Consider the following 11057-nt stretch of genomic DNA (forward strand, 5'->3'; position numbering starts at 1 on the left):
GTCCCTGGTAGCGGTGGCCGCGCCGGTTCATCTCGGACACGGTCGGCCGCACGACCGACTCCATGACCTCGTCCACCAGCCCGGCGGGCGCCCACGGCACGGGAGCGTAGGAGCCCATCCCACCGGTGTTGGGGCCCTGGTCACCGTCGTAGGCGCGCTTGAAGTCCTGGGCGGGCAGCAGCGGCAGCGCGTGCGCACCGTCGGTGAGCACGAACAGCGACACCTCGGGGCCGTCGAGGTACTCCTCGATGACGACCCGACCGCACTCCCGGGCGTGCTGTTCGGCGACGGCACGGTCCTCGGTCACCACGACGCCCTTGCCGGCAGCCAGCCCGTCGTTCTTGACGACGTAGGGCGCCCCGAACTCGGCGAGGGCCTCGGAGACCTGACCCGCGGTACGGCACGCGCGGGCCTTGGCCGTGGGCACCCCCGCGGCCTCCATGACCTCCTTGGCGAAGGCCTTGGACCCCTCCAACCGAGCGGCCTCCTTGTCGGGGCCGAACACCGGGATGCCGCGGTCGCGCAGCGCGTCGGCCACGCCCGCCACGAGCGGGGCCTCCGGGCCGATCACGACCAGCTCGGTGCGGATGCGCGCGGCGAGTTCGGTCACGGCCAACCCGTCGGTCACGTTGATGACGTGGTTCTCGGCCAGGTCGGAGATGCCCGGGTTGCCGGGGGCGCTGTGGATGCTGGTGACGCCCGGGTCAAGGGACAGGGCGCGGACGAGTGCGTGTTCGCGGCCTCCGCCGCCGAGAACGAGGGCTTTCACTGAAGGGGGCCTCTTCTTCTGTCTGGAGGAAGGACGGTGGTCGCCGGATCAGACCAGGGAGCGCAGTGCGAGGGTCTCGTCACGCCCGGGGCCGACACCGATGGCGGAGATCGGAGCCCCCGCCATCTCCTCCAGAGTACGCACGTACGACTGCGCGTTCTTGGGGAGTTCGTCGAATTCCCGGACGGCCGTGATGTCCTCGGACCATCCGTCGAAGTACTCGTAGATCGGAGTGGCGTGGTGGAAGTCGGTCTGCGTCATCGGGATCTCGTCGTGGCGGACCCCGTCGACGTCGTAGGCCACGCACACGGGGATGCGCTCCAGACCGGTGAGGACGTCGAGCTTGGTCAGGAAGAAGTCGGTGACGCCGTTGACGCGGGTGGCGTAGCGGGCGATCGGGGCGTCGAACCAGCCGCATCGGCGGTTGCGGCCGGTGGTCACGCCGTACTCGCCGCCCTGGGTGCGCAGCCACTCGCCCTGTTCGTCGTGGAGCTCGGTCGGGAACGGGCCGGAACCGACGCGGGTGGTGTAGGCCTTCAGGATGCCGACGACCTTGGAGATGCGGTTGGGCCCGATGCCCGCGCCTGCGGCGGCGCCACCGGAGGTGGGGGAGGAGGAGGTGACGAACGGGTAGGTGCCGTGGTCGATGTCCAGGAGGGTGCCCTGGGAGCCTTCGAGGTAGACGGTCTTGCCCTCGTCCAGCGCCTTGTTGAGGATCAGGGAGGTGTCGGCGACGTAGGGGCGCAGCTGTTCGGCGTAGCCCAGGTACTCCTCGATGATCGGCTCGGCCTCGAGGGCGCGCCGGTTGTACACCTTGGTGAGGAGCTGGTTCTTGTCGTGGAGGGCGAGCTCGATCTTCTTGCGAAGGATCTTGGCGTCGAACATGTCCTGGACGCGCACGCCCTGGCGGGAGACCTTGTCGGCGTAGGCCGGGCCGATGCCGCGGCCGGTGGTGCCGATCTTGCCCTTGCCGAGGAAGCGTTCGCTGACCTTGTCGAGGGCCCGGTGGTAGGGCATGATCAGGTGCGCGTTGGCCGAGATGAGCAGTCGGGACGTGTCCACGTTCCGCTCCTGCAGGCCGCGCAGTTCCTCGAACAGCACCCCCGGGTCGATGACGACGCCGTTGGCGATGACGGGTACGACGTTGGGGGAGAGGATGCCGGAGGGGAGCAGGTGCAGGGCGTACTTCTGGTCCCCGATGACCACCGTGTGCCCGGCGTTGTTGCCACCCTGGTAGCGGACCACATAGTCCACCTGCCCACCGACCAGGTCGGTGGCCTTGCCCTTGCCCTCGTCGCCCCACTGGGCACCCACGAGCGTGATCGCCGGCATTGGTCTCTACCTCTTCGCTCGATACCTGAACAGGGCTTTTCCCACCCCGGACATGGATCAACCCCTGGCGCAAGGCAGCGACAGGGGCCGTTGCGTATTGAGGGTACACGACCGATGGATCCTGGTCAGGTGCGCCTCGGGGCGTCCGGGACGCACCGTTCGGTGGGGTCGGGGGGTGCGGGGGAGAAGAGACCGGATCTCCTCCCCCGTGGTCGTCTCAGCCGTTGAGGGCCTTGGCCGCCTCGGGGCTGGACTCACGCAGGAAGGTCGAGCAGCGCTCGGCCTCCTCGGCGTCGCCGATGGCCTCGGACGCCTTGCCCAGGGAGTGCAGCGCGCGCAGGAAGCCGCGGTTGGGCTCGTGCTCCCACGGGATCGGTCCGTGCCCCTTCCAACCGGAACGGCGCAGCTGGTCCAGCCCTCGGTGGTAGCCGGTGCGGGCGTACGCGTAGGCGGCCACCGGCCTTCCGTCGGCCAGGGCCAGCTCGGCCAGGCGCGCCCAGGCGGCGGAGTAGGACGGGAAGCGGCCGGCGACCGGGGTGGGGTCGTCGGCGGCGGCCAGCGCGTCGCGGGCTTCGGGGTCGTCGTCCAGACGTGTCTCGGGCGGCTCGTTCAGCAGGTTCTGGTGCAGGTTCATACGTCCCATCCTGCCATCGGGGTCAGTGCGGGTCCGCTCCCCTCCGCCGAGCCCGAGCGGTGGAGCCGTGCGTCACGGCGTGCGCGGCCACCGCCGCCAAGGTGAGGCCGACCGCCAGCACCGGAACGGTCGCCCCGGGTAGGAGGTCCGGGGCCCGCCAACCGTCGGAACCCACGTACGCGTACGGGCTCACCCGGTACAGGCCCGGAACCATGTTGCAGGCCGCCGCTCCCAGGAGGATCCCGGCGAGGACGAGGAGTCCGGACGGCACCGCGCCCAGGAAGGGCGACAGCAGGTACACGGCCGCGACCGCCAGCAGGACGTTCGTGACCAGCGACCACGGGTTCTGGGCGCCCGCCGTGGTCGACAGCAGGGCCGGTGCCGCGGTCGTGGACAGCAGTACGCCGAGCGCGGCCACCACGGCCGCCCTGATCCGTGTCCGGGCCCCGCCCAGCCGCTCCCACTCCCATAGCCGTGGTCGGTTCGCCCAGGCGCCCGCCGTGGCCGCGCACACGCACAACAGTTCGGCGATGGGGATCCGTTGTTCCTCGTTGGGCCAGTCGAACACCGCGATCGGAACCACGGCCCCGATCAGGATCCGACCGAGCACCGTGGCCGCGATGGCCGCGACCAGCGCGCCGAGCATCGGAAGCAGGGAAGGGCGCAACGCCACGGTCACCACGGCAGTTCCTCCGGTTCCACCTCACACGCGGACAGACGTTCCGACTCCCGGGCGATCCAGGCACGGACCTCGTCGGGATCGGCGTCGGAGAACAGGCCGTCCTCGGAGGTGTCGCCTCCGAACGACCGCGAGGCGAGCCAGGTCCGAAGCCCCGCTATCACGGCCGCTCTCCGTTCCCGGTCCTTCGCGTCCCGGCCCAGGCGGGCCACGCCCTCGGAACCGCACACGAACAGGTCCGGCACCAGCCACGCGGCCGCGTCCTCGGGCACCTGTCGGTACGGGTCCCACCCCGGATGGATGCGCATCCAGAGCACCCCGTGAGCGGGGCCGTCGAGTACTTCGCGGTCTCCGGCGGCCAGACCGTGGTCGCGGACCTCGACCGGGACCACGTCGCCTCGCCCGTCGGCGGCGAAGACCGGGGCGGCCAGATCGATGATCAGGTCGAGTTCGTCCGTGTGCCCTTCGTGGACGCAGTAGCGGATTCCGTCATGCTCCGAGCAGACCTCGTCCCCGTCCTGGGCGTAGGCCAGGAGCGGGAACGTGTACAGGTGGGGCAGGATCGCGGCCGAGACCAGGGCCATGACCCCCAACACGTGCGGGGCCGAGAACCGTCGGGGGACACGTAGGAAGCGGACGGTCGCCCACGCCGCGATGGTCGCCGCCACAAGGAAGAACCCCAGTCGGTAGGAACCGAGCAGGGCGCTCTCCCGCATGCCCACGAAGGGCACGAGCGGAAGCTGGAGGGAGGTGGCCGTCCAGGGGTCGGCGACCATCGGTAGGGCGGTGAGCACGAAGACCGTGGCGATCGCCACGGGGACGCCGAACAGCCCGCGCGCGAACAGCCCGCACAGGTAACCGAGCAGGGTGAGCGCCACGAAACCCGCCAGGGCGCCCAGGACTGGCACGGGGTCCATCACCCCCGCACCATGCGTGGCGACCGCGATGGTCAGTGGGATCAGGCCCACGAGGTAGGCGCCCAGGCACCAACCGGTGACCACCAGCGCGTGCCGCAGTGGAACGTCCCGCTCCAGGCGGGGCTGCCAGGGTTGGGCGAAGACCAGGCTCGCCCGGGTGAACCGGGCCGCCACCAGGGCCGCGGTCCCGGCCGCCACCACGACCGGCAGTCGGGCCTGGGCCCCTATCTGGCCGGAGAGGTACACCCAGTCCAGGGCCCTCCAGGAGAGTGGGCTCCAGGTCCCGGCGAGGGTCAGGGCGAGGATCAGGCCCGCCGGGGTCAGGAGCAGCGGTGGTGGGAGCGGCCAGAAGAGCGCGGACGCCTTCACGCGGTTTCGGAGCGTGGTCACGGGCTCTCCCCGACCCGCTCGATCAGCCGGTCGTATGCCCGTTCGAACTCGGAGCCGTAGGGGCTTCCCGCGGAACTGTCCTCGATGAGCGCCTTCAGTTCCGGGAAGGTGCCGTGGAACTCGATTCGTCCGCCCGCGAGTACCCCGACGCGGGAGCACAGGTGGGCGACGTCCTCGATGAGATGCGTGGAGACCAGTACGGTCCGATCCTGGCCCAGCTCGGCCACGACCTCGCGCACGCGGAGCCGTTGTCCGGGGTCGAGCCCGGCCGTGGGCTCGTCCAGGACCAGGACTCGAGGATCGTGGGCCAGAGCCGCGGCGATGCCGACGCGCTGACGCTGACCACCGGACAGGGTGTGTGTGCGTTGGTCGGCGAGCGCGGACAGGTCGACGGACTCCAGGGCCCGTAGCGCCGCCGGCCCGCACTCGCGCCGTTCCAGTCCGTGCACCCATGCCGCGTAGGCGACGGTGTCCGCCACCGTCAGCTCACCGGCCAGGGAGAAGCGCTGGGGTACGAACCCCAGCGTTCGGCGGGCCCGGGACCGGCCGGCCGTGGTGGACAGGTCGTGCTCTCCGATGAAGAGGCGTCCCCCGCGCACGGGGAGCAACGTCACGATGAGCGACAGCAGGGTGGTCTTGCCCGCGCCGTTCGGACCGAGGAGCCCGGTGACACCGGGCTCCAGGGTCCAGGTCAGGTCGTTCAGGACCTTCTTGCGACCTCGGTAGCCGAAGTCCAGGCCCTCAAGGGTGACCCGCATGCGCCCGTCCATTTCCATCCATAAGGAAAGGGGAATGGAGGTGAATTCCGGTCAGCACCTGTTGACCCTTCCGGACGACACCTTGTTGCCGCTCGAACTCCTGGTCTCGGTGAAGTAGGTGCCGTTGCCGTCGCAGCCGCCCGAGGCGGTGAGAGAGCCGTTGGAGAATCCGGTCCGGCTCGTCTCCGCCACGACCTTGTCGGGCCAGGCGGGACGGTGCTTGCGTACCTGGACGGTCAGGGTCACGGTGCCACCACAGCCGGCTCGGGATCCGCTTCCAGAGATGGTGCCACCCGAAGCGCTGGGATTGTCGGCGCCCAGGCCGCAAGCGGCCGACGCGTGTTCCACCGCGCTCTCCTGCTGGGAGGAGGCCCACGCGGTTCCGGCCACCGATGACCCGACGAGTACGGTACCGGCCACGAGTGCGCCGATCGCGGCGATGCGCAGCCCACGTTCACTGTCTTTCACATTCACTCATTCCACGCAGGGGAAGTGTGACGGTGGAATTCCCGAAACCCTCTCCGGCTTAACCGTTCGGCCGGGATTCGTGTCGGTCCTCTGTGCCCTTTGTGTCGGTACGCGATGAAAGACGGTGGCGGATTCTCCGTTCCGGGAATTCCAGGTTCAGGTGTCGGAGCGGTACGGAAAAGGCGGTGCCCGGTGACCGACAACGGTCACCGGGCACCGGTGCGGGCCGCCGAGGGGGCGGCGCCGTGGGGTCCTACTTCATCTTGTTGCCGGCGGACTTCAGGTGCTGGGCCGCCTGGACGATGCGCTCGGCCATGCCGGCCTCGGCGACCTTGCCGTAGGCGCGGGGGTCGTAGAGCTTCTTGCTGCCGATCTCGCCGTCGATCTTGAGCACACCGTCGTAGTTCTTCATGATGTGGTCGACGACCGGGCGGGTGTAGGCGTACTGCGTGTCGGTGTCGATGTTCATCTTCACCACGCCGTAGCCGATCGCCTCGTGGATCTCCTCCAGGGTGGAGCCGGAGCCACCGTGGAACACGAAGTCGAAGGCGTTGGCCTTGCCGTGCTCGGCGGCGACGGCCTCCTGGGCGTTCTTCAGCACCTCGGGACGCAGCTTCACGAAGCCGGGCTTGTAGGCGCCGTGGACGTTGCCGAAGGTCAGGGCGGTCATGTAGTAGCCCTTCTCGCCCAGCCCCAGGACCTCGGCGGTGCGCAGGGCGTCCTCCGGGGTGCTGTACAGCTTCTCGTTGATCTCGCCGACGATGCCGTCCTCCTCACCACCGACGACACCGACCTCGATCTCCAGGATGATGCGGGCCTCCTTGGAGGCGGCGAGCAGCTCCTCGGCGATCTGGAGGTTCTCCTCCAGCTCGACCGCGGACCCGTCCCACATGTGCGACTGGAACAGCGGCTCCTGGCCCTTGGCCACGCGTTCCTTGGAGATCTCCAGCAGCGGACGGACGAAGCCGTCGAGCTTGTTCTTGGGGCAGTGGTCGGTGTGCAGAGCGACGTTCACCGGGTACTTCTCGGCGACGACGCGCGCGAACTCGGCGAAGGCGACCGAGCCGGTGACCATGTCCTTGACCGAGGCGCCGGAGAGGAACTCGGCACCACCGGTGGAAATCTGGACGATGCCGTCGCTCTCCGCCTCGGCGAAGCCGCGCAGGGCGGCGTGCAGCGTCTGGCTGGAGGTCACGTTGATGGCCGGGTAGGCGAAGCCCTCGGACTTCGCGCGGCTCAGCATCTCGGTGTAGACCTCGGGGCTGGCGATGGGCATGGCTTGACTCTCCCTGGTTCGGCCTGGAGCGAGCGTCCGCCGGTGCCGCACTGCGCGTGCCGGCGGGACCCCACATGCGGTGCCCGGTGGCAAGCCCGTCCGTCGGGGTGGCCCATGGGTCGGGCCGTGTGCGCGGGCGTCCACCGGGTGTCGTCACAAGTATCCCGAATCCCCGGAGCCGTTGAAAAGGTCTAGACCAAAACGCTCCGAGTCGTCGGCGTACTCGCAGCTTACGGGGGGCGAACGGGGCCCGTCATGAGGGGTGCGGGGGAAGTGCGGATTACATCCCGCTTTGGGACTCCATGTGAGCAAGCAGGAGCTTCGAGATGACTGCTGTCGCTTTTTGCCGTGATACGCGCTACATTCGTCGCCGTGGGAAGGCATAGGAATGATCCGCGAGGCGTTGGCCAGGTGATGGCCATCGTCGGAGCCGTCCTGCTATTGGTCACGCTGGTGGCCCTCGGCGGGTACTTTTTGTACCGATCGCTGCCCGGCACGGGTGCCGGTGTCAGCGCCAACGCGTCCGAAGCCGCAGCCGAGCCGGTGGACTCCGACGACATGGGCGCCCTGTACATACGTGTGGTGGGCGAGTCCAGTGACGTGTTCGTCCGGGTACCCGGCGGCGACGTGCTCATGGACCAGGAACTGAAGCAGGGCAACTCCGTGCACTACGCGGAGAACACACAGGGCCTCGAGGTCACGATCGAAGACCCGAGCGCCGTCGAGGTCTACGTGAACGGCGTCGAACAGGACGTCTCCGACCGGGACCCCGGCCACAGCTTCACTTTGAACCCCTGATTCGCCCCGAGACCCCCCGACCCCCGAGCCCCGAGTACTCGATTCCTTCGAGGACTCCGGGGCGGGGTCGATCCAGACCCCGCCCGCCGAGATCACACGTCCAGGTCGGACACCTCGAAGACGGGCCGGTACTCCAGACCCTCCTCCTCCAAGCGGGCACGCGCACCACGGTCCACGATCAGCGCGACCGCCACCACCTCGGCGCCGGCCTCCCGCAGGGCCTCCACCGCGGTGAGCACCGAACCGCCGGTCGTGGAGGTGTCCTCCAACGCCAGCACCCGACGCCCCGCGACGTCGGGGCCCTCGATCCGACGCTGCAGTCCATGCGCCTTGCCCGCCTTGCGCACCACGAAGGCGTCCAGCCTGCGACCCCGCGCGTGCGCGGCGTGCACCATGGCGCCGGCCACCGGGTCCGCGCCCAGGGTCAGACCGCCCACCGCGTCGAACTCCAGGTCCGCGACGGTGTCCAGCAGGACCGAACCGACCAGCGGCGCGGCCTCTCCGTCCAGGGTGATCCGGCGCAGGTCGACGTAGTAGTCGGCCTCCTTGCCGGAGGAGAGGGTCACCTTTCCGCGCACGACCGCCTTATCGTTGATCTGACGCAGGAGTTCATCACGTTCGCTCATGATCAGTGAGCCTAGAACACCCGGTGGGGGCCCGCGGACCTGGCGTCCCACCACGAAGGAGGCGGCCTTGGCCGAGAGCACAGACGTCATCAGGGTGGAGACCACCGTCGATGGTCGTGAGGGGGCCGAACGGTTGGCCGGTTCGGTCGTCGAACACCACCTGGCGGCCTGCGCGCAGGTGAGCGGACCGATCCGCAGCTTCTACCGCTGGGAGAACGCGGTGCAGTCCGACGAGGAATGGATGGTCGTGATCAAGACCGCCGCCGATCGCCTGGACGACCTGGTCGCCCACCTGGCGGAGGCCCACCCCTACGACGTGCCCGAGATCGTCGCCGTGCCGGTCACCGGAGGAAACCCCGCGTACCTGGAGTGGGTCCGTGACGAGACCCGCGGGAGCGGCGTCGCGTGATCGCGGTCCTGCTACCCCCCACCCTCGGCGAGCCCTTCACCCTGCCCGGAGCGGAGAAGGCCCTCGCCGGTGTCGGACACCACCCGGTTCTGCCGGAGGTGATCGGCGACGACACCCCGCCGCACGCCGCCCGGTACGTGGCCCTCGCCAGCCTGGAGATCAACCGCCTGGTCGCCACGGACGCGCCCGTCGTCCTGGTGGCCCAGGGCGACACCGGTCCGTTGCTCGGTGCCGTGGGGGCCGCCCAGCGCGCGGCCCACCGTCCGGTTCTGGGTTACGTGCTGGTGGACGCTCCGCTGCCACGCCCAGGAAGTCCCACACGCGCGGAGATCGCGCGTACCCAGGGATTGGCCGACCTGCCCGTCCGGGCCGAGGAACCCGACGCCTATCGGAGCGAGCACCTGCCCACGGTCCCGGACTGGCCGGACGCGCCCTGCGGATACCTGCTGACCGACCCCGCCTACGCCCATCCGGCGCACCTGGCCGGCATGCGCGGATGGCAGGTTCGGGACACGACGGCCGCCTCGGACACTTCCGGCGAGGCACTGGTGGAGCTCGTCACCGAACTCTTGCGCTGAGCCGGTGAATCCAGGTGACAGCGAGGGTCGGCGGTAGCGGAATTCCGGGCATGATCGCGGACCACTCCCCCCGATGGGGATACGCCTGACCACGCCTCGACTCACGTTGCGGATGCCGGCCGACTCCGATCTGGCGGAGCCGGCCGGGGCCGCCGTCGCCGGTGTGCACGACCCGGCCACCATGCCGTTCATGTTCCCCTGGACCGACCGGACTCCGAAGCGGTTGGCGCAGGGCGTGGTCCAGCACAACTGGCAGATGCCGGGGTCTTGGACGCCCGAATCGTGGGTCTTCAACGGGGTCGTCGAGTTCGAGGGCCGTGTGGTCGGCATCCAGGACGTGCGCGGCAGGGACTTCGCGATCCTGCACCTGGCGTTCGAGGGACTCGGCGCGCTGGACGCGACCACGGGCATGTTCGAGACGTCCCTGGCGTCCAAGGGGGTCACCCGAAAGCTGGGATACCGGCCGGACGGCGTCCACTACGTCCAGGCGCGCGGGGAACGGGTTCGGGAACTGCGGTACCGGCTGAACAGGCAGGACTGGGAGAAGCGCCGGACGGTACCGGTCGAGATCGAGGGCCTGGAGCCCGCGCCGTCCTACTTCGGTCTGGTCGACCTGCCCGACTGACTTCGTCCCCGCGTCTGGTGAAGTCGGTGGGGCGCGTGCTTTCCTTGACGGGTGCTCGCGCACGAGGCCGGACCGAACGGGGAGGCATGCGATGAACGATCACGTGTACGGAGGGTTCGTGCCGGGCGTGGCCGCCGGCATCCCCGCGGCCCCGTACGCGGTCGACCGCCCAGGCCCCCGTCAGCCCACCGCTCCGAACCACGTGCCCGGAAGCCCGGCCGAACCGCTCTGGCCCCAGGTGCCCCGCCCCGCGGCCCGGATGCCGGTTCGGGGCCCTCTCGCGGCCGATGCCTACGCGGACGCGTTCCTCAACGGAAGGCCCCATCCGTACGTGGTCCCGCGTTTTCCGCTTCCCCCGAACCCGGGGCGTCCGTAGACCTTCCCGAGGCTGTTTCGGGTCGGCCCCGATCGACTTCTCGGAGCCTTTGTCAGGGCCAGTCGGGAACGCGCTCGGGATCCCCACAGAAGCCATGGGGATCTCGACGCCGCTGTCGTTGTGAGGACACCCTCGGACGGTGGTCGGTTCGTGCTCATGCGTGATCGGTGGGCGGGTCCTGGTCGAGGAGGGCGGTCTGGACGAGGCGGGTCGCGCCGCCGCGGGGCATCCACCTGCCCCGACCCGGCGGCAGGGGCGAGGCGTACACGCGCGGGAAGATCTGCCCCTCACCGCGGTCGCCCGACATCAGCAGCGTGCTGCTGCCCACCTCCCGGACGGCCTGGAGCAGCGAGTCGTACATGCCGCGGCTCGCGCCCGCGGCGCGGCGGGCGATCACGAAGTGCAGACCGATGTCGCGTCCG

Annotated in this window: 15 protein-coding genes; 5 read left to right on the forward strand and 10 right to left on the reverse strand. The window is 69.7% G+C overall.

Annotated features, from left to right (window positions below):
- The 8 genes from purD to fbaA all read right to left on the reverse strand — a co-directional run.
- A partial coding sequence (gene purD / locus K8V84_RS06730) for a phosphoribosylamine--glycine ligase (RefSeq protein ID WP_304071834.1) occupies positions 1 to 769 on the reverse strand: 769 nt, incomplete at its 3' end.
- A 48-nt stretch (positions 770 to 817) separates the two neighbouring features.
- Positions 818 to 2101: an adenylosuccinate synthase gene (locus K8V84_RS06735; protein ID WP_304071837.1), complete on the reverse strand. Its 1284-nt coding sequence runs from the start codon at positions 2099 to 2101 to the stop codon at positions 818 to 820.
- Between the two features lie 217 nt (positions 2102 to 2318).
- A complete protein-coding gene (locus K8V84_RS06740; protein ID WP_304071840.1) occupies positions 2319 to 2735 on the reverse strand; it encodes a DUF3151 domain-containing protein in 417 nt (138 codons plus the stop codon).
- 22 nt (positions 2736 to 2757) lie between these two features.
- Positions 2758 to 3414, reverse strand: a complete 657-nt coding sequence (locus tag K8V84_RS06745; protein ID WP_304071843.1) for a hypothetical protein — start codon at positions 3412 to 3414, stop codon at positions 2758 to 2760.
- Positions 3411 to 4721: an ABC transporter permease gene (locus tag K8V84_RS06750; protein ID WP_304071846.1), complete on the reverse strand. Its 1311-nt coding sequence runs from the start codon at positions 4719 to 4721 to the stop codon at positions 3411 to 3413. The genes K8V84_RS06745 and K8V84_RS06750 overlap by 4 nt, the downstream gene beginning before the upstream one ends.
- On the reverse strand, positions 4718 to 5479 hold the full coding sequence (locus K8V84_RS06755) for an ABC transporter ATP-binding protein (RefSeq protein ID WP_304071849.1): 762 nt from the start codon (positions 5477 to 5479) through the stop codon (positions 4718 to 4720). Before K8V84_RS06755 ends, K8V84_RS06750 begins: the two co-directional genes overlap by 4 nt.
- Positions 5480 to 5530: 51 nt before the next feature.
- Positions 5531 to 5947, reverse strand: coding sequence for a hypothetical protein (locus tag K8V84_RS06760; RefSeq protein ID WP_304071851.1), 417 nt, complete (start codon positions 5945 to 5947; stop codon positions 5531 to 5533).
- Between the two features lie 253 nt (positions 5948 to 6200).
- Positions 6201 to 7223, reverse strand: a complete 1023-nt coding sequence (fbaA, locus tag K8V84_RS06765; protein WP_304071853.1) for a class II fructose-bisphosphate aldolase — start codon at positions 7221 to 7223, stop codon at positions 6201 to 6203.
- Between the two features lie 414 nt (positions 7224 to 7637).
- Between fbaA and K8V84_RS06770 the strand changes: the two genes are divergently transcribed.
- Positions 7638 to 8021 (forward strand): RodZ domain-containing protein, encoded by a 384-nt coding sequence (locus K8V84_RS06770; protein WP_304071856.1) that lies wholly within the window; start codon positions 7638 to 7640, stop codon positions 8019 to 8021.
- 92 nt (positions 8022 to 8113) lie between these two features.
- On the opposite strand, the gene pyrE is transcribed toward K8V84_RS06770, so the two are convergent.
- Entirely contained in the window at positions 8114 to 8647 is a 534-nt protein-coding gene (pyrE, locus tag K8V84_RS06775) for an orotate phosphoribosyltransferase (protein ID WP_304071858.1), read from the reverse strand.
- Positions 8648 to 8714: 67 nt separating this feature from the next.
- Between pyrE and cutA the strand changes: the two genes are divergently transcribed.
- The 4 genes from cutA to K8V84_RS06795 all read left to right on the forward strand — a co-directional run bounded on the left by cutA (position 8715) and on the right by K8V84_RS06795 (position 10635).
- Positions 8715 to 9056 carry a divalent-cation tolerance protein CutA gene (gene cutA, locus K8V84_RS06780; RefSeq protein ID WP_304071860.1) on the forward strand — a complete coding sequence of 114 codons (342 nt, stop codon included), beginning with the start codon at positions 8715 to 8717 and terminating at the stop codon, positions 9054 to 9056.
- Entirely contained in the window at positions 9053 to 9634 is a 582-nt protein-coding gene (locus tag K8V84_RS06785; RefSeq protein WP_304071862.1) for a hypothetical protein, read from the forward strand. The genes cutA and K8V84_RS06785 overlap by 4 nt, the downstream gene beginning before the upstream one ends.
- 73 nt (positions 9635 to 9707) lie before the next feature.
- A complete protein-coding gene (locus tag K8V84_RS06790; protein ID WP_369696610.1) occupies positions 9708 to 10259 on the forward strand; it encodes a GNAT family N-acetyltransferase in 552 nt (183 codons plus the stop codon).
- 91 nt (positions 10260 to 10350) lie between these two features.
- Positions 10351 to 10635 carry a hypothetical protein gene (locus K8V84_RS06795; RefSeq protein WP_304071865.1) on the forward strand — a complete coding sequence of 95 codons (285 nt, stop codon included), beginning with the start codon at positions 10351 to 10353 and terminating at the stop codon, positions 10633 to 10635.
- Between the two features lie 154 nt (positions 10636 to 10789).
- Here the strand turns inward: K8V84_RS06795 and K8V84_RS06800 are convergent.
- Positions 10790 to 11057 (reverse strand): hypothetical protein (locus tag K8V84_RS06800; RefSeq protein WP_304071868.1); only part of this gene is annotated, 268 nt, incomplete at its 5' end.

This window comes from Nocardiopsis listeri (assembly GCF_020741345.1).
Lineage (GTDB): Bacteria > Actinomycetota > Actinomycetes > Streptosporangiales > Streptosporangiaceae > Nocardiopsis > Nocardiopsis listeri_A.

Coding starts and splice junctions, on each gene's coding strand:
- fbaA (WP_304071853.1), bottom strand. CDS start 7,223: ATGCCCATCGCCAGCCCCGAGGTCTACACCGAGATGCTGAGCCGCGCG.
- K8V84_RS06755 (WP_304071849.1), bottom strand. CDS start 5,479: ATGCGGGTCACCCTTGAGGGCCTGGACTTCGGCTACCGAGGTCGCAAG.
- K8V84_RS06770 (WP_304071856.1), top strand. CDS start 7,638: ATGGCCATCGTCGGAGCCGTCCTGCTATTGGTCACGCTGGTGGCCCTC.
- K8V84_RS06790 (WP_369696610.1), top strand. CDS start 9,708: ATGGGGATACGCCTGACCACGCCTCGACTCACGTTGCGGATGCCGGCC.
- K8V84_RS06740 (WP_304071840.1), bottom strand. CDS start 2,735: ATGAACCTGCACCAGAACCTGCTGAACGAGCCGCCCGAGACACGTCTG.
- K8V84_RS06735 (WP_304071837.1), bottom strand. CDS start 2,101: ATGCCGGCGATCACGCTCGTGGGTGCCCAGTGGGGCGACGAGGGCAAG.
- K8V84_RS06795 (WP_304071865.1), top strand. CDS start 10,351: ATGAACGATCACGTGTACGGAGGGTTCGTGCCGGGCGTGGCCGCCGGC.
- pyrE (WP_304071858.1), bottom strand. CDS start 8,647: ATGAGCGAACGTGATGAACTCCTGCGTCAGATCAACGATAAGGCGGTC.